Source organism: Phaeobacter sp. BS52 (assembly GCF_045040595.1).
GTDB classification, from domain to species: domain Bacteria; phylum Pseudomonadota; class Alphaproteobacteria; order Rhodobacterales; family Rhodobacteraceae; genus Phaeobacter; species Phaeobacter piscinae.
The window spans coordinates 1,230,234-1,250,730 of record NZ_CP090662.1 but is presented as its reverse complement, the minus strand read 5'-3'; the positions used below and the strand labels follow the sequence as shown (position 1 = coordinate 1,250,730).

The 20,497-nt window shown below is 59.9% G+C and carries 12 protein-coding genes and 5 pseudogenes; 9 read left to right on the top strand and 8 right to left on the bottom strand.

What is annotated here, in order from left to right:
• Positions 1-12: 12 nt before the first annotated feature.
• Positions 13-1,189 (bottom strand): annotated as a pseudogene (locus tag L0Z65_RS06105) (CaiB/BaiF CoA transferase family protein).
• Between the two features lie 263 nt (positions 1,190-1,452).
• On the opposite strand from L0Z65_RS06105, the pseudogene guaB reads away from it, so the two are divergent.
• From guaB to L0Z65_RS06090, 3 genes and pseudogenes are all read left to right on the top strand, one after another.
• Positions 1,453-2,904, top strand: a pseudogene (guaB, locus tag L0Z65_RS06100) (IMP dehydrogenase).
• A gap of 50 nt (positions 2,905-2,954) precedes the next feature.
• Positions 2,955-4,166: an RsmB/NOP family class I SAM-dependent RNA methyltransferase gene (locus tag L0Z65_RS06095; RefSeq protein ID WP_405111640.1), complete on the top strand. Its 1,212-nt coding sequence runs from the start codon at positions 2,955-2,957 to the stop codon at positions 4,164-4,166.
• Positions 4,167-4,260: 94 nt separating this feature from the next.
• Positions 4,261-6,577: pseudogene (locus L0Z65_RS06090) on the top strand (ATP-binding protein).
• 62 nt (positions 6,578-6,639) lie between these two features.
• Here the strand turns inward: L0Z65_RS06090 and L0Z65_RS06085 are convergent.
• A pseudogene (locus tag L0Z65_RS06085) lies at positions 6,640-7,234 on the bottom strand (gamma-glutamyl kinase).
• Positions 7,235-7,438: 204 nt separating this feature from the next.
• Between L0Z65_RS06085 and recA the strand changes: the two are divergent.
• The 3 genes and pseudogenes from recA (at position 7,439) to L0Z65_RS06070 (ending at position 11,755) form a co-directional block, all read left to right on the top strand.
• Positions 7,439-8,506, top strand: coding sequence for a recombinase RecA (gene recA, locus L0Z65_RS06080; protein ID WP_024097302.1), 1,068 nt, complete (start codon positions 7,439-7,441; stop codon positions 8,504-8,506).
• Between the two features lie 214 nt (positions 8,507-8,720).
• Entirely contained in the window at positions 8,721-11,372 is a 2,652-nt protein-coding gene (gene alaS, locus L0Z65_RS06075; RefSeq protein ID WP_405111637.1) for an alanine--tRNA ligase, read from the top strand.
• A gap of 94 nt (positions 11,373-11,466) precedes the next feature.
• Positions 11,467-11,755 (top strand): annotated as a pseudogene (locus L0Z65_RS06070) (DUF1330 domain-containing protein).
• Positions 11,756-11,846: 91 nt separating this feature from the next.
• Here the strand turns inward: L0Z65_RS06070 and L0Z65_RS06065 are convergent.
• The 6 genes from L0Z65_RS06065 to L0Z65_RS06040 all read right to left on the bottom strand — a co-directional run bounded on the left by L0Z65_RS06065 (position 11,847) and on the right by L0Z65_RS06040 (position 16,962).
• Positions 11,847-12,428 carry a VOC family protein gene (locus tag L0Z65_RS06065; RefSeq protein WP_405111634.1) on the bottom strand — a complete coding sequence of 194 codons (582 nt, stop codon included), beginning with the start codon at positions 12,426-12,428 and terminating at the stop codon, positions 11,847-11,849.
• Between the two features lie 117 nt (positions 12,429-12,545).
• Positions 12,546-14,366, bottom strand: coding sequence for a translational GTPase TypA (gene typA, locus L0Z65_RS06060; RefSeq protein ID WP_096789143.1), 1,821 nt, complete (start codon positions 14,364-14,366; stop codon positions 12,546-12,548).
• A 148-nt stretch (positions 14,367-14,514) separates the two neighbouring features.
• A complete protein-coding gene (locus L0Z65_RS06055; protein WP_096871281.1) occupies positions 14,515-14,850 on the bottom strand; it encodes a multidrug efflux SMR transporter in 336 nt (111 codons plus the stop codon).
• A 45-nt stretch (positions 14,851-14,895) separates the two neighbouring features.
• Positions 14,896-16,068 (bottom strand): HD domain-containing protein, encoded by a 1,173-nt coding sequence (locus tag L0Z65_RS06050; RefSeq protein WP_405111630.1) that lies wholly within the window; start codon positions 16,066-16,068, stop codon positions 14,896-14,898.
• Positions 16,061-16,309, bottom strand: a complete 249-nt coding sequence (locus tag L0Z65_RS06045; RefSeq protein WP_076615216.1) for a hypothetical protein — start codon at positions 16,307-16,309, stop codon at positions 16,061-16,063. Before L0Z65_RS06045 ends, L0Z65_RS06050 begins: the two co-directional genes overlap by 8 nt.
• Positions 16,309-16,962 carry an alpha/beta hydrolase gene (locus L0Z65_RS06040; RefSeq protein ID WP_024097294.1) on the bottom strand — a complete coding sequence of 218 codons (654 nt, stop codon included), beginning with the start codon at positions 16,960-16,962 and terminating at the stop codon, positions 16,309-16,311. The genes L0Z65_RS06045 and L0Z65_RS06040 overlap by 1 nt, the downstream gene beginning before the upstream one ends.
• A gap of 188 nt (positions 16,963-17,150) precedes the next feature.
• Between L0Z65_RS06040 and L0Z65_RS06035 the strand changes: the two genes are divergently transcribed.
• From L0Z65_RS06035 to sufB, 3 genes are all read left to right on the top strand, one after another.
• Positions 17,151-17,609 (top strand): Rrf2 family transcriptional regulator, encoded by a 459-nt coding sequence (locus tag L0Z65_RS06035; protein WP_040169082.1) that lies wholly within the window; start codon positions 17,151-17,153, stop codon positions 17,607-17,609.
• Positions 17,610-17,727: 118 nt separating this feature from the next.
• Entirely contained in the window at positions 17,728-18,771 is a 1,044-nt protein-coding gene (locus tag L0Z65_RS06030) for a cysteine desulfurase family protein (protein WP_405111625.1), read from the top strand.
• A gap of 15 nt (positions 18,772-18,786) precedes the next feature.
• Positions 18,787-20,310, top strand: coding sequence for a Fe-S cluster assembly protein SufB (sufB, locus tag L0Z65_RS06025; protein ID WP_040169591.1), 1,524 nt, complete (start codon positions 18,787-18,789; stop codon positions 20,308-20,310).
• Positions 20,311-20,497 lie beyond the last annotated feature (187 nt).

Genomic DNA, 20,497 nt, shown 5'->3' with positions numbered 1-20,497 from the left:
AATCAAGCCGCCTCAGGTATTGTTGTCGGGTGATCTTGACGCGATGTCGCCCAGCCAATGCAGGATCTGGCCACGGTGTTCGTCAAGCATCGGCGCAGGCGGGCGCGTGGTCTCATCTGGCAGGGCGGAGAGTTTGACCGGGTTGCCCGCCGCCTTGAACCGTGGCGCGCCGTCGTGGTCACAGACATCCACCAGCATATTGCGGGCGAGGATCTGGGGATCCTGCATCACCTCGGCGACAGATTGGATCGGACCCGTCGGCACACCGGCGCGCTGCAACCGATCAATCCAATAGGATGCGGGCTGGTCCAGCGTCACAGCCTCAATCAACCGTTTGAGAAGGCGAGCGTTTTCGCAGCGCGCCTGATTGCTGGCAAAGCGCGCATCCGTGGCCAGTGGCAGGTCTAGCGCGGTACACAGCGTCGCAAACAGAGCGTCATTGCTTAGCCGCGATCACAAACAACCCGTCGCTGGCGTGGAACGTCTCAAACGGAGTGATTGACGGGTGGCGCGCCCCTGACGGGCGTGGGGGTTCGCCCGTTACCGAGGTGATCGCCACCGCGTGTTCCAACAGCGCCAACTGGCTGTCGAGCATGGCGATATCCACCTTTTGACCAGGCGCGCCCCCTTGCACAGCATAGAGCGCCGCCAAAACACCCTGACACAGGAACATGCCCGCTGCGAGATCGCCGATGGAGGCGCCGACGCGCACCGGCTCGCGGTCGCGTTCGCCGGTAATTGACATCACCCCACCACGGGCTTGCACCACCATGTCATAGGCCGGGCGCAGCCGGTCGGGTCCGGTGTGACCAAAGCCTGAGACCGCGCCATAGACGAGTTTCGGGAAACGGGCATGCAGCGCCTCCCAGCCGTACCCCAGCCGCTCCATCACGCCGGGGCGAAAATTCTCGAGGATCACATCGGCCTGCGCCAACAGCTGTTCGAAGGTGCCGCGATCCTCTTCGGCGCGCAGATCCAGAGCGATGCTCTCTTTCCCGTGGTTGATGGTGGCGAAATAGGCGCTGTCGCCATCCTTGAAGGGGGGAAAGGCGCGGGTGTCATCGCCAAGGCCAGGTCGTTCCACCTTGATCACTCGTGCGCCCAGATCGCGCAGCGTCATGGAGGCATAAGGCCCGGCCAGCACATGGGTGAGGTCGAGGACAACAATATCGCTGAGAGGGCGGATCATGGCGAGGCTCCTATCTGATCTGTTCGCGGTCTCTTGGTGGCGGAATGCTCCGCAGCCTGCCTTGATGCAGATCAGCCCGGTCTTGGTGGGCAGGCTGTCAGCCGTGATGTCCATGGCCAGTGTCGCAGACGGGGCAGCGGTCATCACATTGCCGGTTGAGAAACCGTCGCAATTCTCCCGTTTTTCCGGCGCCACCTCTTTTCCCCCTTCGGCTTCTGTGCCATAGGGTCATCGCCAAACGGGGTTATGCATGGGGATGACAAATGCAGATTCGTGAGGCTCTCACATTCGATGATGTTCTTCTGGTTCCGGCTGCGTCTAGCGTTCTGCCGAACACGGCTGACACGCGCACGCGCGTCACGGGTGGCATCTCTCTGAACATTCCTTTGCTCAGCTCGGCGATGGACACGGTGACGGAATCGCGGATGGCCATCGCTATGGCGCAGGCCGAGCGGTATGGGTGTCATTCACAAGAACCTTGATCTGGAAGAGCAGGCCCGTCAGGTGCGCCGGGTCAAACGCTTTGAGAGCGGCATTGTCTACAACCCGATCACCCTGACCGCAGATCAGACCCTGGCCGACGCCAAGGCCTTGCAGGAGCGCTACCGTGTCACCGGCTTTCCCGTTGTCGATAACGACGGGCGCGTGGTTGGCATCGTGACCAACCGCGATATGCGCTTTGCCACCGATGACAACACGCCGGTCTCGGTGATGATGACCTCCGACAATCTCGCACTGCTGCATGAACCGGCTGAGCTGGAAGAGGCCAAGTCGATGATGAAGGCGCGCCGCATCGAAAAGCTGCTGGTGACCGATGGTGACGGGAAACTGACAGGCCTGCTGACGCTGAAAGACACCGAACAAGCGGTTTTGAACCCCACCGCCTGCAAGGATGATCTGGGGCGCCTGCGCGTGGCGGCTGCCAGCTCTGTTGGCGACAGCGGCTTTGCCCGTTCCGAGGCGCTAATTGATGCCGGTGTTGATATTGTCGTCGTGGACACCGCCCACGGTCATTCCGAAGGCGTGATCGAGGCCGTGAAACGCATCAAGGCGCTGTCCTCCGGTGTGCAGGTTGTGGCGGGCAATGTTGCAACCGCTGCAGCGACCAAGGCGCTGATTGACGCCGGTGCCGATGCAGTGAAGGTCGGCATCGGTCCGGGCTCCATCTGCACCACCCGTATGGTGGCGGGTGTTGGTGTGCCGCAGCTGACGGCGATTATGGATTGCGCCTAAGCGCTGCTGGCGATATTCCGATCATTGCGGACGGTGGCATCAAATTTTCCGGCGATTTCGCCAAGGCCATCGCGGCAGGCGCGTCCTGTGCCATGGTTGGTTCGATGATTGCAGGTACCGACGAAAGCCCGGGCGAGGTGATCCTCTATCAGGGACGTTCGTTCAAATCCTATCGCGGCATGGGATCGCTGGGCGCAATGGCGCGCGGTTCCGCAGACCGCTATTTCCAGAAAGATGCGGCCAGCGACAAACTGGTGCCCGAGGGGATCGAAGGTCAGGTTGCCTACAAAGGTTCGGCTGGCGCGGTGATCCACCAGCTGGTGGGCGGTCTGCGCGCGGCTATGGGGTATACCGGCTGTGCAACCGTGGATGAGATGCGCAAAAACTGCGAATTTGTTCGCATCACCGGCGCGGGTCTGAAAGAAAGCCATGTCCACGACGTGCAGATCACCCGCGAAAGCCCGAATTACCGTATCGGCTAAAGACAGGAGCGCTGCCGGATGACTGTGACGCATCACCATGAGGCCGGGGTATGACCCCGGCTGCCCGCCGTCAGGCAGCTATCGAAATCCTCGATCAGATCCTGACCGGAGAGCCTGTGGAAAAAGCACTGACAGCGTGGGCGCGGCGCAGCCGGTTCGCCGGATCCAAAGACCGCGCTGCGGTACGCGACCACGTCTTTGACGCTCTGCGATGCCTGCGCTCCTATGCGGCCCTTGGCGGCGGCGGTGGCGCGGCGGAGATCTCGGATGCCAATACAACGGGTCGGCAGCTGATGTTGGGCGCTCTGCGGGCAGAAGGCGCTGATGTGGCTCAGATATTCAACGGAGTGGGCCACGCACCTGCGCCGCTTGAACCCGCTGAGGAGGCCGCGCTCAGCGCCGCGCCTCAGATGCATCAGGCGGAGGCGCTTGATATTCCGGACTGGCTCTGGCCTGCCTTTGCGGCCAGCCTTGGCGATGCGGCTGAGGCGGCAGCACGAGCGTTGCAGCAACGCGCTCCAGTGCATCTGCGCGTCAACCGGCACAAAACTGATCGTGACGCAGCGGTGCGCGCGCTGGCGGAGGAGGGGATCCTTGCCGAGACGCACCCCGCAGCAGACACGGCTTTGTCGGTGACGGAAGGCGCGCGCAAGCTGCGCAACAGTTCCGCCTATCTGACCGGATTGGTCGAATTGCAGGACGCCGCCAGTCAGGCGGTGATCGAGGTGCTGCCCCTGGCTGATGGCCAGCGGGTGCTTGATTACTGTGCCGGTGGCGGGGGCAAGAGCCTCGCTATCGCGGCGCGCGCCAAGCTTGCAGTTTTTGCCCATGATATCGCGCCGCAACGGATGAAAGACCTGCCTGCACGCGCAGATCGGGCAGGGGCTTCCATCACAGTGCTGGCCCCCGATGATGTCGCTGCCAAGGCACCCTTTGATCTGGTTCTGTGTGACGCGCCCTGTTCCGGCTCTGGCTCCTGGCGGCGCGCACCCGAAGGCAAATGGCACCTGACGCAGGCGCGGCTGGATGAGCTGTGCCAGACGCAGGCGCAGATCCTGCAGGACGCCAGTCAGCTGGTGGCCCCCGGCGGAACGCTGGCCTATGCGACCTGCTCCATGCTGGACGCAGAAAACGGCGACCAGGTCGCAGCGTTCCTGGCCCGAAACCCTGATTGGCAGTTGCATCAGGATCACGGCTGGCAGGTCCAGGATGGAACCGATGGTTTCTATGTTGCCGTTCTGTCCCGTTTCGGCGACGATTGATTGACTTTAAGGCAATTCGGATCCTGCAGTCTTAACGCAGTTTTAACCTAATTCGTCTCGATATAAGCACATTAATTTCATCGAGGGAGCCGCAATGAACGGTCGCCATGCTTCACCCGTTCCCCAGTTGCGCGTCTACACGCCGGAACATGCTCGCCTGGCGGCGGTTTTGCTTTTGTCGGTCATGGTCATCACTGCGCCTTGGCTGCTCCAGACGCCAGAATGGATCACGCGCGGGCTTGTGACGGTTGGCCTGACGCTGATTGCCGTCGCGCTGATGATGCTGGTGCAGGCGCGCACACGGTTGCGGGCGCGCTCAATGGCGGCTGCACTTCTCACCGGGTTCATCGAGAAGGACGCGACCGCGACCTTCGTCTGTGATGATGATGGGATGATCCATGCCTCCAACGGGGCCGCGCTGAAACGGTTTGCCGATGCCGATACCGAGACGCTGGCTAAGCACGTTGCGTTCGATCCTTGCCAATCCCTCGGCGGTTCTGTTCCGCCTGCAAAGTCGCGCCCGTGTTGATGGGGCTGCGCGCGAAGATATCGTGACCCGCCGTGGCCATGTGCGGCTGGCGGTCCATCAGATGCAGGGCGGTAGCTTTTTGTGGCGGGTGGAGGAGATCACGGATCGCCCCACCACTAGCCGTGGCGCCGATGCGGTGCCAATTCCGATGCTGACGGTTGGGCGCACCGGGGCAGTCCTGTTCATGAACGAGGCGGCCCGCGGGGTGATTGGTGAACGGGTGAAGTCCACCGACCGCCTCTTCACATCGTTGCCGGTGCTGTCCGGACAGATCAACACCATGAGCACCAAGACCGGGCTGATTGAGGTTCTGGTCTGCGAGAAGAACCGCAGTCAGGGACGCAGCGAGCTGTATTTCCTGCAGTTGGATGACAGCGAAACCTCGGTTGGACAGGCCTCTCTCGAGAGCCTGCCGGTGCCATTTGTGAAGGTTGATCCGAAGGGGGCGCTGATCTCGGCCAATAAGATGGGGATGCACCTGCTGGGCATCAGCTCCTGCGGCAATCTGAATATCGGCCAGCTGATGGATGGTCTTGGCCGTCCGATGTCGGACTGGCTGCGCGACACCGCTGACGGCCAAGCCTCGCACAAGTCCGAGTTCCTGCGTCTGACGCGCCGTGACAAGGAAGTGTTTGTGCAGGTGACCCTGACACGGGTCATTGAGGAGGGCGAAACCGTCCTCATCGCGGTGCTGAACGATGCGACCGAACTGAAGACGCTTGAGGCGCAATTTGTGCAGAGCCAGAAGATGCAGGCGATTGGTCAGCTGGCGGGCGGCGTGGCGCATGATTTCAACAACCTTCTGACGGCCATTTCCGGGCATTGCGATCTGCTGCTGTTGCGTCATGATCAGGGCGATCAGGACTTCGGCGATCTGATCCAGATCCATGAGAACGCCAACCGCGCGGCGGCTCTTGTCAGTCAGCTGCTGGCATTCTCGCGCAAGCAGACTTTGCAGCCTGAAGTGCTGGATGTGCGCGACACCCTGTCTGACCTTACCCATCTGTTGAACCGACTGGTTGGGGAGAAAGTAACGCTGACGCTGAGTCATGATCCGGTGATGCGGTCAATCCGGGCGGACAAACGTCAGCTGGAACAGGTGCTGATGAATCTGGTGGTGAATGCGCGCGATGCGATGCCACAGGGCGGCGAGATCCGGATCGAGACTGAGGCCGTGGTGCTGGATGAGCCTTTGGAGCGCAACCGCGCGGTTGTGCCCGCTGGCGACTGGGTTACGGTCAAGGTTTCTGATGAAGGCGTCGGCATATCCCCGGACAAGCTACAGAAGGTGTTTGAACCGTTCTACACCACCAAACGGACGGGTGAGGGCACTGGCCTTGGTCTTTCGACAGCCTATGGCATCATCAAGCAGACCGGCGGCTATATCTTCGTCGACTCGATCAAAGATCAGGGCACTCAGTTCACCCTGTTCTTCCCGGTGAACACGCAGGTGGAGGCGGAAGCCGCTGCTGCGATCACTGTAGATACCACCGCAAAACCGGTCGCCGCCCAGCACGGCGAAGGGGTTGTTCTTCTGGTGGAGGACGAAGCACCCGTACGGGCCTTTGCGTCCCGCGCGCTGCGGATGCGCGGCTATACGGTGCTTGAGGCGGAATCTGCCGAGGACGCATTGCGCACCCTGGAAGATCCGGGTCTTACCGTCGATGTCTTCGTCACGGATGTGGTGATGCCCGGCATGGACGGGCCCAGCTGGGTGCGTGAGGCATTGAAGACGCGTCCGGATACCCGCGTGGTCTTTGTCTCAGGCTATGCCGAAGGCGCCTTTGGCGAGGCCGAGCCATCGGTCCCGAATTCGGTCTTCCTGCCAAAACCCTTCTCGCTCAACCAGTTGACAGAAACCGTTCACGAACAGCTGCACTAAGCGGCTTCACTGGACTTGGAGCAGTTGTTCCTGTGGCCCGTGTGATGGCAATTCTGAACGTGTCAGCTCAGACTGGCATAAAGTGCGAACTCATCCGCACGTTTGCGTCTGGCAACCTCTAGCGCAGCACTGCTGGGGGCCAGATCGGCCGACGGGCTGACATTCAGCCGGGGCAGGTTGATGTCGGTCTGGAGCCGGTCCTGAAGAAACCCATGGAGCGCGTCTGGATCCTCATAGCGGAACAAATGACTGACGGCGCAGCCATTGGGCTGGGCTTCCAGAAATTTGGCCTGACTGCCGACATCGGCGTGACGCGGCGGCTTTCCTTTGCAGGCGTCCCGCAGAAAATCGTCAAAACTGATCCCCAGCGTACTGTTGGCATGGCCGCGCAGATCGTCGCGCTGCCGGAACCGATACCAGCTGCCCAGCCAACTGACCGGTTCACGCATGACCGCAACCAGCTCCATTTCAGCATCGCAAACCTTGGCCAGCATCGGGCGAGATCCAGCGATTGTAGCGGTAGACTGGGGCGTGTTTCAGCTGTGGCGGGTTGGCAAAGACCATATCGGCGCGGGCGCTCAGCGCCGCCTGATAGGCCGTGGTGCCGGTTTTGGGCACGCTCAGCAGTGCCAGTCGTTCCTTGAAAAAGATCAGCATAGCGTGAAAAATCCGCGGCTAAGACGAAGGGTCTTCCTTGGATAACACTCTCTTAACCCTCTTGGCCACCAGATCAGGGCAGGAGTGGCCACGTCAGATTTTCATTGCAATGTTCTCCTTTTGATCTCATATAGAACAAGAGGCGAACAAAGCAGTGATTGCCGCCCGCTCGCGGGTGTGACACATAGAAAGGGACAAGGGACTATGGCGGATCTTTTGACCATGAAAGACAATAAGAAGAGCGGCGACAAACAAAAGGCGCTTGATAGCGCTCTGGCGCAGATTGAGCGGCAGTTCGGCAAGGGCTCCATTATGAAGCTCGGCGACGGCAACCCCCTGAACGAGATCGAGGCGTCGTCGACCGGATCGTTGGGGCTGGATATTGCCCTTGGCATCGGCGGTTTGCCGATGGGGCGGATCGTCGAAATCTACGGCCCTGAAAGCTCGGGCAAGACCACGCTGACCCTGCATTGTATTGCAGAGCAGCAGAAGAAAGGTGGCGTTTGCGCCTTTGTGGATGCGGAACATGCGCTTGATCCGCAATATGCGGCCAAGCTGGGTGTCGATCTGGACGAGCTGCTGATTTCACAGCCCGATACCGGTGAGCAGGCGCTGGAGATCACCGATACGCTGGTGCGTTCCGGCGCAGTGAATATGGTGATCGTGGACTCCGTTGCAGCCCTCACACCAAAGTCGGAGCTGGAAGGCGACATGGGCGACAGCAATGTCGGCGTGCAGGCCCGTTTGATGAGCCAGGCCATGCGCAAACTGACCGGCTCCATCAGCCGTTCCAACTGCATGGTGATTTTCATCAACCAAATCCGGATGAAGATTGGCGTCATGTTCGGCTCGCCCGAAACCACCACAGGCGGCAACGCGTTGAAATTCTACTCCTCTGTCCGTCTGGATATCCGCCGCATTGGCGCGATCAAGGATCGGGACGAGGTTGTCGGCAACGCAACCCGCGTGAAGGTCGTCAAGAACAAGGTGGCCCCACCGTTCAAACAGGTGGAATTCGACATCATGTATGGTGAAGGCATCTCCAAGATGGGCGAACTGCTGGATCTGGGTGTGGCCGCAGGTGTTGTCGCGAAATCCGGGGCCTGGTTCTCCTACGGGGATGAGCGTATCGGGCAGGGGCGTGAAAACGCCAAAACCTATCTGCGCGAAAACGCCCATATCGCCTATGATATCGAAGATAAGATCCGCGCGGCTCATGGGCTTGAGTTTGACCGGCCGGAAGGCGCGGATGATGACATCCTGGAAGCCTGACGACAGGGGCGCAGGTCGCCCGGTCACGTGCCATGGATGCGGCAGCGCCCGTTCATAAGCACAGATGTCGCCGGGAGAATCTGATCAAAACAGGGCGCGGACCTCTCCGCGCCCTTTTTCATGTCGGCTTTCCGCACCGCAGCGCTGGACAGGCTCTCTGGGGGCGGATACATCTTCCCGAACCGCTGAGACAGCCAGCCGAGAGATCCCGATTATGCCGACGCTCAATGATATCCGCTCTACCTTTCTGAACTACTTTGCCAAGCAGGGGCACGAGGTCGTGTCCTCCAGCCCGCTGGTGCCGCGCAATGACCCGACCCTGATGTTTGCCAACTCTGGCATGGTTCAGTTCAAAAACTGTTTTACCGGGGTTGAAACCCGCGACTACAAACGCGCGACGACCTCGCAGAAATGTGTGCGGGCAGGCGGCAAGCACAACGACCTCGACAATGTCGGCTATACCGCGCGTCACCATACGTTCTTTGAAATGCTGGGGAATTTCTCATTTGGCGATTACTTCAAGGAAGAGGCGATCACCTTTGCCTGGGAGCTGATCACCAAGGAATTTGGCATCGACAAGAACCGTCTGCTGACCACGGTGTATCACACCGATGACGAGGCGTTCGAGATCTGGAAGAAGGTCGGCGTGCCGGAAGACCGGATCATTCGCATCGATACCTCCGACAATTTCTGGCAGATGGGGCCGACTGGCCCCTGTGGGCCCTGCACCGAGATTTTCTATGATCACGGCGATCACATCTGGGGTGGCCCTCCGGGCAGCGCTGATGAAGATGGCGACCGGTTCATCGAGATCTGGAATGTCGTCTTCATGCAGAACGAGCAATTCGAAGACGGCACGATGAAGGCGCTCGACATGCAGTCGATCGACACTGGCATGGGGCTGGAACGGATCGGCGCGCTGTTGCAAGGCAGCCATGACAACTACGACACCGACCTGTTCAAGGCGCTGATCGAGGCCTCGGCCGATGTGACCAATGTGGATCCCTATGGGGATCAGAACGTCCACCACCGGGTGATTGCGGACCATTTGCGGTCGACATCCTTCCTGATGGCTGATGGTGTGATGCCGTCAAACGATGGGCGTGGCTATGTGCTGCGCCGCATTATGCGCCGCGCGATGCGTCATGCGCATTTGCTGGGTGCCAAGGATCCGGTGATGCACCGTCTGGTCCCGGCGCTGGTGCAGCAGATGGGGGCAGCCTATCCCGAACTGGGTCGCGCACAGCCGATGATCGAAGAGACGCTGCATCAGGAAGAGACCCGTTTCAAGCAGACGCTGGATCGCGGCCTGAAACTGCTGGATGACGAGTTGGCCGGTCTGGATGAGGGCGCACCGCTGCCCGGTGCTGCGGCGTTCAAACTGTATGACACTTTCGGCTTTCCGTTGGATCTGACTCAGGACGCCTTGCGCGAAAAGGGCCGGACCGTGGACACCGACGGGTTCGACAGCGCTATGGCGGAGCAGAAGGCCAAGGCGCGGGCGGCATGGTCCGGGTCAGGTGAATCTGCGGATAGCACAATCTGGTTTGATGTTGCCGATCAGGCGGGCACCACTGATTTCCTTGGCTATGAGACCGAGGCGGCTGAAGGCCAGATCATGGCGCTTGTGGTTGATGGCGCTCAGGTTGCCGAAGCCGGGGCTAGCTCTGACGTGCAGGTGGTTCTGAACCAGACGCCGTTTTATGCGGAATCCGGTGGCCAGATCGGCGACAGCGGTGAGATCCGTGTCGAGGGTGGCGTGGTTCGGGTGACGGACACCAAGAAAGCCGCTGGCGTTTTCATCCACTTCGGCAAGGTTGAAAGCGGCCTGATCACCAAAGGTGCCGCAGCCCAGTTGGAGGTCGATCACATCCGCCGTAGCGCCATCCGCGCCAACCATTCGGCGACGCACCTGCTACATGAGGCTCTGCGCGAGGCGCTGGGGGATCATGTGGCGCAGCGCGGTTCGCTCAATGCGGATGACCGGCTGCGGTTCGACTTCAGCCACAACAAGGCGCTGAGCGCGGAAGAATTGCGCCGGGTGGCCGTTGATGTGAACCGGTTTATTCGCCAGAACACTGCCGTCGAAACCCGCATTATGACGCCGGATGATGCTCGCGCCCTGGGCGCGCAGGCGCTGTTTGGCGAGAAATACGGCGATGAGGTGCGCGTCGTCTCCATGGGTGAGGCCGACACCGGCAAGGGACAGGATGGCACTACCTATTCGATCGAGCTGTGCGGCGGCACCCATGTGCGCCAAACCGGGGACATCGGCACCTTCGTGATCCTGAGTGACAGTGCCTCCTCTGCAGGGGTGCGTCGGATCGAGGCACTGACCGGCGCAGAAGCCTTTGCTCATCTGGACCGGGAGGCCCTGCGAATGGCGGAGGTCGCCAATAGTCTCAAGGCACAGCCGGAGGAGGTCATGGACCGTCTCAAGGCGCTGATGGATGAACGCAAGGCGCTGCAGAACGAGGTGTCGCAGCTGAAACAGCAGGTTGCCATGGGCGGCGGCGCTGGTGGCGGATCCGAGACCAAAGAAATTGGTGGCAAAACCTTCCTCGGTCAGGCGCTGGAAGGTGTTTCGGGCAAGGATCTGCGCGGATTGATTGATGCCCATAAGCAGAAAATCGGCTCCGGTGTGATCCTGTTGATCGCCAATGACGGCGGCAAGGTGGCGGTGGCCGCGGGTGTCACGGATGATCTGACGGCAGAAGTGTCTGCGGTTGATGTCTTGAAAGCAGCCGTTCCGGCGGTCGGCGGCAAAGGCGGCGGTGGTCGTCCTGATATGGCGCAGGGCGGCGGCAAGGACTTCGCTGGCGCCGAGGAGGCGATCAAGGCAGCTGAGGCCCTGTTGGCTGGGTAACACATCTGTTTGATCATCTGATCAAAAATGACTTGGTCTTTCCGGCAATTCCCGTAACCTGCCGGAAAGATCGTCAGACAAAGGAACGTCCCCGATGCCAGCACTCTGGATTGCACATGTCACCGTCACCGACGCAGACGCGTACGGCAAATACGCTGAATTGGCTAAGCCCGGCGGTTGCCAAACATGGCGGTCAGTTCATCGCCCGTGGTGGCCGGTTTGTGCAGCTGGAAGGCAAGGAACGTCCGCGCAATGTCGTGGCAAAATTCCCCAGCGTCGATGCCGCGGTGGAGTGCTATAACAGCCCCGAATACCAAGAGGCGCTGAGCTATGCCCGTGACGCCTCCGAGCGAGAGCTGATGGTGGTTGAGATCAGCGAATAAGCACTGATCAGCCTCTTCCAGATGTGATGAGAGCGGCCTTTGGCCGCTCTTTTTCATTTTTCAAAGCGTTGTTGGCAGTGTGACAGGTCTCTCAATAGGGATTGCGGGGTGTGCGATCCTCAGACAGGGTCTGTTGCCGCCGTTCAACCAGCTGCTCTATCGCGTCGGCCAGGTGTCTTTCCTGAATATTATAGTCTCCGGCAGCAACCCGGATTTTATGTGCGGTGATCATCACATCCGCATGGGAGCACCCCATCGGCGGGTCAAATTTGTAGCAGGCGAGCTCGATCAGCAACCCCATCGGATCCTTGAAGTAGATCGAATCCATGAAGCCGCGATCCTTCGGACCGGAATGTCCGATCCCGCGCTCGTTGAGCCGTTCAACGGCCTGGGCAAAAGTGGCCTTAGAGACGTTGAAGGCCAGATGATGGACACAGCCAGGGTCCATCGGCGTGCGACGACGGTCAGCCGTGCGGGTCTCATTGGTGAAGACCGTGATCAGGCGGCCATCGCCGGGGTCGAAGTAGAGATGCCCTTCGTCCGGGTCGTCGAGATTGGGTTGGTCGAAGATGAACGGCATGCCCAGCACGCCCTCCCAGAAATCGATTGACGTCTGCCGGTCGGCACCGGTCAAGGTGATATGATGAACGCCCTGAACCTGTAGTTTGCGCATGCTGTCTTTCCCTTGGATGAACCGGTGTTTCTCGCAGGGTAGCACGCGGCAAACAGATAGCAAAAAGGCCGCCCTGAATTCTGGGCGGCCTCTGATATTTTCTGTATCAACTGTATCTTAAGCGTTGGCGCGGGCCATCCGCTTGCGCTCATGCGGGTCGAGATAGCGCTTGCGCAGACGCACGGAGTTCGGGGTCACCTCCACCAGCTCATCATCGTCGATATAAGCAATCGCCTCTTCCAGAGAGAGCTTCATCGGCGTTGTCAGGCGCACCGCATCGTCGGTGCCGGAGGCACGAACGTTGGTCAGTTTCTTGCCTTTCAGCGGGTTCACCTCAAGATCATTGTCGCGGCTGTGCTCGCCAATGATCATGCCGGTGTAGACGTCTTCCTGCGCGCCGATCATCATCTTGCCGCGTTCTTCCAGGTTCCACAGGGCATAGGCCACCGAGGTGCCGTTTTCCATGGAAATCAGAACACCCGCGCGACGACCGGGAATGGAGCCTTTGTGCGGGGTCCAGCCGTGGAACACGCGGTTCAGAACGCCGGTGCCGCGGGTGTCGGTCAGAAACTCACCGTGATAGCCGATCAGGCCACGGGAGGGGACATGCGCGATGATGCGGGTCTTGCCAACGCCTGCGGGCTTCATCTCGACCAGCTCACCCTTGCGGTGACCGGTCAGCTTCTCGATGACAACGCCGGAATATTCATCATCGACGTCGATGGTGGCTTCCTCAACCGGCTCCATGCGGACGCCGTCTTCTTCCTTGAACAGAACCTGCGGACGGGAGATCGACAGTTCAAAGCCTTCGCGGCGCATGTTCTCGATCAGAACACCCATCTGGAGTTCGCCGCGACCGGCAACCTCAAAGGCCTCGCCGCCGGGGGTGTCGGAGATTTGGATCGCGACGTTGGATTCGGCTTCCTTCATCAGACGATCGCGAATGACGCGGGACTGAACCTTCTTGCCATCGCGACCAGCCAGCGGGCTGTCATTGATGCCAAAGGTTACGGTGATGGTGGGCGGATCAATCGGCTGCGCGGGCAGGGCTTCACTGACCGAGGTATCTACCAGCGAATCCGCCACGGTGGCTTTGGTCATCCCCGCGATGGAGACGATATCGCCGGCTTCGGCCACGTCGATGGCCTGCTGGCCAAGACCGCGGAAAGCCAGAACCTTGGTGCAGCGGAAGTTCTCGATCAGGTCGCCCTCGCGGCTCAGCGCTTTGAGGTTGTCGCCTGCCTTGAGGGTGCCGGATTCAACACGGCCGGTTAGGATGCGGCCCATGAAGGGGTCGGCGCCCAAGGTGGTTGCCAGCATGCGGAACGGCTCGTCTTTGTGCTCAATCTGCTTTGGTGCAGGGACGTGATCCACGATGAGGTCGAACAGGGCCGAGAGATCCTTGCGCGGGCCGTCCAGTTCCATATCAGCCCAACCGGAGCGACCGGACGCATACATTGATGGGAAGTCCAGCTGATCATCATCGGCGCCGAGGTTGGCGAAGAGGTCAAAACACTGGTCCAGCGCGCGATCAGGCTCACCATCGGGTTTGTCGACCTTGTTCACGACCACGATCGGGCGCAGCCCAAGGGCCAGCGCCTTAGAGGTCACGAATTTGGTCTGTGGCATCGGACCTTCAGCGGCGTCTACCAGCAGGACAACACCGTCTACCATGGACAGGATCCGCTCAACTTCGCCGCCGAAATCGGCGTGGCCGGGGGTGTCGACGATGTTGATCCGAGTGCCGTTCCACTCCACCGAAGTGGCCTTGGCCAGAATTGTGATGCCCCGCTCGCGTTCCAGATCGTTGCTGTCCATGGCGCGTTCCGCCACAGCCTGGTTTTCGCGGAAGGCGCCGGATTGTTTCAGAAGCTCGTCAACCAGGGTGGTTTTCCCGTGGTCCACGTGAGCAATGATCGCAATGTTGCGCAGGTCCATGACGTCAGCCTTTGTAAGGAAGTTGACGCGCGCATAGCGTGATAGGCCACCAAAGGCCAGAGGAAATACATCTTTTTGCCCGCGTGGCCCCAATCGAACCCGTGTTGTGGCGTTTGGCTGGCCATACGTGAGGACGCGCTGATCGCTGTCAATGTCCGGTGGTGTTGGAAAACAGATGGATCACCAGAATGCCGACCAGGATCAGCAACAATCCCAGAACAGCAGGCAGATCAAGCCGTTGTCCGAATACAATCCAGCCAATGATCGCAATGAGGAAAATGCCAAGGCCGGACCAGATTGCATAGACGATCCCGACAGGCATGTGCCGCAGGGTGAGCGCCATGAGGTAAAACGCCAACCCATAGCCAACCACCACGAGAATTGACGGGCCAAGCCGGGTGAATTGCTGGCTGGCCTGCAAGGCGGTGGTGCCAATGGTCTCTGCGACAACTGCCAAGACCAGATAGAGATAGTGAAGCGGCATGTTCAGACTTCCAGTGGGGATCTGCCCGACCACGCAGCGCCCGGTTCAGGCGCTGGTGTTTTCGGCAAACCAAGGGGCAACAGTGGCCCGGACATACTCCCAGACCGCAGGTGCGCCGCGGGCGACTTTCTGGCCGACGCGGGCCTCCAGCTGCGCCAGAGTGACGTTATATTCCCGCCAGCTGCCGCCCCCGGACATCAGGTTCAGCAAGACCGGCTGCACGCGATCAATGGCCTTGGCATAGACCGCTTCGGCGCTGTCTGCGGCTTCGAACTCCTCCCAGATGCTGCGGAAGGCCTGGCCCTGATTTTCTGGCAGAAGGGCGAAGATCCGTTCTGCAGCGGCCTGTTCACTTGCGGCAATGGCAGCGTGATCAGCCTCCGACAGGGTCGAATGGATCGGCACATCGCCTGCATCAATTTCGACAATGTCATGCAGCATCAGCATCTGCAGCACTTTACCCATATCCACCGGCGCGTGGCTGTGTTGCGCCAGCACCCAGGCGTAAAGCATGATGTGCCAGCTGTGTTCGGCGGAATTCTCATGGCGGCTGCCGTCGCCGAGCGTGGTTGCGCGCAGAACGGTCTTCAACGCGTCGACTTCATTGAGGAAGGCGAGGGGCGCTGTCAGCACATCCTGTGGAGTGCCCCCCTCAAGCTTCGTGACCGCATGGGTGTAAACCTCAGGAAAGGCCTCTTTCAACGCGGCCGCGCGTCCACCATAGAGATTGCCACGGACCACCTCGATATGCGCTGCTGGCATATCCGCATTGTAAAGGGTCTGAAAGATTGGCTGACAGTGATCAATGCGCTTGGCCCATTGCGCGTCGGGCGTTGTGCTTGCTTCGAACTCGCGCCACAGACCATGCAGAAAGGCAGATTGATCCGCCGGAAGCAGCGAGAACAGCCGGGTCGCGGCAACCGCTTCGGCGCTGGCAACCGCCTCCCAGTCCACATCACCGTCAATCGGATGGTCGCCCGCATCAATCTCAACCAGATCATGCAACAGCAACATCTGCACCACCCGTTCGATCGAGACGTCAGCCGGTGCAAACGGGGCCAGGACCAGCGCATAAAGCGCCAGATGCCAGCTGTGTTCGGCGGAGTTTTCGCAGCGCGAGCCGTCCAGGATCAGGTTCTGACGATCCACGCGGCGCAGCTTGTCCGCCTCCAGCAAGAAACGGAACTGGCTTTCAAGCCGCGTTGAGGTGTCAGTCATGGTCTGGGGCCTTGGATGCAATCTTGGCCTTGGCGGCACTGATTTTGCTGTTGAGGAAGGCGCGCGCCTTACGCTCGGCAAGGCGCACCCGCATTTCAGTGAGGAAGGCTTCCTCAAGGGATTGAGACGCCGCCCCCAGAACTTGGCTCACCTCCATGTAAAGGCGCTCTTCGCCGGTGGCGTCCTGTACCTTTAGCGTGTCGGCGGCAAGTTTTTGAGCCAGCGTCTCAATTGTGCCCATCAGCGGGAGCTTTCGGTGAGCCGCCGTTTGACGTAGTCGGAGACATTGTCGATCATTGGATCCATATGAGGATCCTGGAAGAAGTGATCAGCGCCTTCGACTTCGGTATGGGTGATGGTGATGCCTTTCTGCTCATGCAGTTTGTTCACCAGGTTTACCGTATCCGCAGGCGGCGCCACGCGGTCGGCGGTCCCATTGATGATCAGACCCGAGGACGGGCAGGGCGCCAGGAACGAGAAATCATACATATTGGCAGGCGGCGCGACCGAGATGAAACCGGTGATCTCAGGACGGCGCATCAACAGCTGCATGCCGATCCAGGCCCCAAACGAGAAACCGGCAACCCAGCAGTGCTTGGAATTGTTGTTCATCGACTGCAGGTAATCCAGCGCCGATGCGGCATCGGACAATTCGCCAACGCCCTGATCATATTCGCCCTGCGACCGGCCAACGCCGCGGAAATTGAACCGCAGAACCGTAAAGCCCATGTTATAGAACGCATAATGCAGATTGTAGACGACCTTGTTGTTCATCGTTCCGCCGAACTGCGGATGCGGATGCAGCACGATGGCGATGGGCGCGTCTTTTTCTTTTTGCGGGTGATAGCGGCCTTCCAGGCGGCCTTCGGGTCCGGGAAAAATGACCTCAGGCATGTGTGGGTGAATCCTACTCTTATTTTCGGGGATGCCGCCGGGAATACTTGACGAATTCCGTAGGGCACCTTAGAACGGTTCTAATTGGTGGCAGAGGCCAAGTTTCGCTGCCGTCCCGCTGAGATACGCATTGCAGCGTTCGAGGTCAATCTTTTCGCTGTGTCGTCAGGGTCTGAGGATTTGAAAATATGAAACTTTCGACCAAAGGGCGGTATGCGATGGTGGCCTTGGCGGATATCGCCTTGCAGCCAGAGGGCAGTCTGGTGGTGTTGGGGGATATCTCCAAACGTCAGGATATCTCGCTCCCGTACCTCGAACAGCTGTTTGTCAAACTGCGCCGCAGCGGTCTTGTGGTGTCGGTGCGTGGCCCCGGTGGGGGCTACAGGCTGGCACAACCGCCCTCGGACATCCGGGTGGTTGATGTGCTGAGTGCGGTGGATGAAACCGTTGATGCCATGCACAAGGGGGCCGGTGCCTCTGGCGGGCTATCAGGAAGCCGCGCGCAATCGCTGACCAACCGTCTATGGGAGGGGCTGAGCGCGCATGTGTATGTTTTCCTGCATCAAACCCGCCTGTCGGATGTGATCGAAAATGATCTGGTGCCCTGTCCGGCGGTTCCGACCTTGTTTTCCGTGGTCGATGACTGATCCGACCCGCAAATTTGGAAATCCACACCGGCGCTGGTGCGCTGTACCGACGAAATCAACGATCGCGTGCCTGCTCTGAGCGGCGGCGAGGGGTAAGAGCCAAGGACCAACACTGCAGATGTCGCGCGTCTATCTTGATCACAACGCTACCACGCCGCTTTGCGATGCTGCGAAGGCTGCGATGATCTCTGCCATGGAGATTTGTGGAAACCCGTCTTCAGTGCATGCTGAGGGTCGGGCCGCCAAGGCGTTGGTTGAGAAGGCGCGGGCGCAGATCGCCTCGGCTTTTGGGGCGGATGGTGCCGATATCGTCTTTACCTCCGGGTCGACTGAGGGGGCTGCCCTGGCCATGAGTGGCCGCGATCTTCACGCCGCATCGGTTGAACATGACGCGATAAGATCTTGGGCTGTCGAAGATTTACAGGTTTCGCCTGAAGGCGATGTCCTTGTGAATGACCCGGCGACCTCTGCCCTGCAACTGGCCAATTCCGAAACGGGCATTATGCAGACATTGCCGCAGGGGCTGGCGGTGACCGATGCGACACAGGCCTTTGGCAAGCTGCCCGTGGCCTTCAATTGGATGGGCGCAACCATGGCGCTGATTTCGGCGCATAAGCTGGGCGGCCCCAAGGGGATCGGCGCGGTTGTGCTGAAACGCGGCACCGATCTGGCGGCGCAGATCAAAGGGGGCGGTCAGGAAATGGGCCGTCGGTCCGGCACCGAGAATGTTGTCGGCATCGCCGGTTTCGGCGCCGCTGCCGAAGCCGCAGCACAGGCGCTGGCCAATGGTGTGTGGGAGCGGATTGCGATGCTGCGCGACACAATGGAAGCGGCCCTTGCAGCTGGCAGTCCCGATACTATTTTTGTTGGGACATCGGCATCACGCCTTCCCAACACCAGCTGTTTTGCGACCCCGGGCTGGAAGGGCGAAACCCAGGTCATGCAAATGGACCTCTCGGGTTTTGCGATCAGCGCAGGCAGTGCTTGCTCCAGCGGCAAGGTGCGCGCCAGCGCGGTGCTGACCGCCATGGGATATGACGAGTTAACCGCCCAGAGCGCCGTGCGCGTCTCGCTTGGGCCGGACACAACAGAAACGGACGTGCTGCGCTTTGCCGAAAGCTGGTGCGCCAAACAGAAGAAACATCGCGCCCGGGTGGCGTGAGTGAAGGAGATGACCATGACAGCATTGGATGATGTTCAGGTGAAAGAAGGCGTTGACCAGGAAACGGTTGATGCCGTCCGCGAGGTGGGCGGCGCCTATAAGTACGGCTGGGAAACTGACATCGAGATGGAATACGCCCCCAAGGGCCTGACCACCGATATCGTGCGGCTGATTTCGGAAAAGAACGAAGAGCCCGAATGGATGCTGAACTGGCGGCTGGAAGCCTATGACCGCTGGCTGCAGAAGGAAGAGCCGACCTGGGCGATGGTCGACTATCCTGAAATCGATTTTCAGGACCAGTATTACTATGCGCGTCCCAAATCGATGGAGGTCAAGCCAAAGTCGCTGGATGAGGTCGATCCCAAGCTGCTCGCAACCTACGAAAAGCTGGGCATCCCTCTGAAAGAACAGATGATTCTTGCAGGTGTTGAGGGGGCGGAGAACATGCCCGCCGAAGGCCGCAAGGTCGCTGTCGATGCGGTGTTCGACTCCGTGTCCGTTGGCACAACCTTCCAGGAAGAGTTGAAAAAAGCGGGCGTGATCTTCTGTTCGATCTCTGAGGCGATCCGAGAGCACCCCGAACTGGTGAAGAAGTACCTCGGTTCTGTCGTGCCGGTGTCCGACAACTTCTACGCAACGCTGAACTCGGCTGTGTTCTCGGACGGCTCGTTCGTTTATGTGCCGCCGGGCGTGCGCTGCCCGATGGAGCTGTCGACCTATTTCCGCATCAATGCGGAAAACACGGGCCAGTTTGAACGGACGCTGATCATCGCCGATAAAGGCAGCTATGTCAGCTACTTGGAAGGCTGTACTGCACCAGCGCGTGATATCGCCCAGCTGCACGCAGCGGTCGTGGAAATCATCATCGAAGAAGATGCCGAGGTGAAATATTCCACCGTTCAGAACTGGTATCCCGGTGATGAGAACGGCAAGGGCGGCATCTATAACTTCGTGACCAAACGCGCCGATTGCCGTGGAGATCGCTCCAAGGTGATGTGGACCCAAGTGGAAACCGGCTCTGCCGTCACCTGGAAATACCCCTCCTGCATCCTGCGCGGTGAGGAAAGCCAGGGCGAGTTCTACTCGATCGCGATTGCCAACAACATGCAGCAGGCCGACACCGGCACCAAGATGGTGCATCTGGGCAAGAACACCAAGTCGCGCATCGTCTCCAAAGGCATCAGCGCGGGCAAGGCGCAGAACACCTACCGCGGTCTGGTGTCGATGCACCCCAAGGCCAAGGACAGCCGCAACTACACCCAGTGCGACAGCCTGCTGATCGGCGACAAATGCGGCGCCCACACGGTTCCTTACATCGAGGTCAAGAACAACTCCTCCCGCGTGGAGCATGAGGCGACCACTTCCAAGGTGGACGACGACCAGCTGTTCTACTGCCGCCAGCGCGGCATGGACGAGGAGGAGGCGGTGGCCCTGGTGGTCAACGGCTTCTGCAAGGACGTGCTGCAAGCGCTGCCGATGGAGTTCGCCATGGAAGCGCAGCAGCTGGTTGCGATCTCGCTGGAAGGGTCTGTGGGGTAAATTATGCGGAACGGGTGCGACGCAAGTCAGATGGAACGCCTGAATGTTGCGCCTGGTGTCTGGGCCAATGTTGACAAAGGTAACGCAGGAATTCTGAAGACTGGGGCACTATTTGCCCTTTTAGTTGGGGTTTCCGGCGGGTTCTGCGTCATGTCACTGATTGGGCCAAAAGACGCAGACGCTGCTT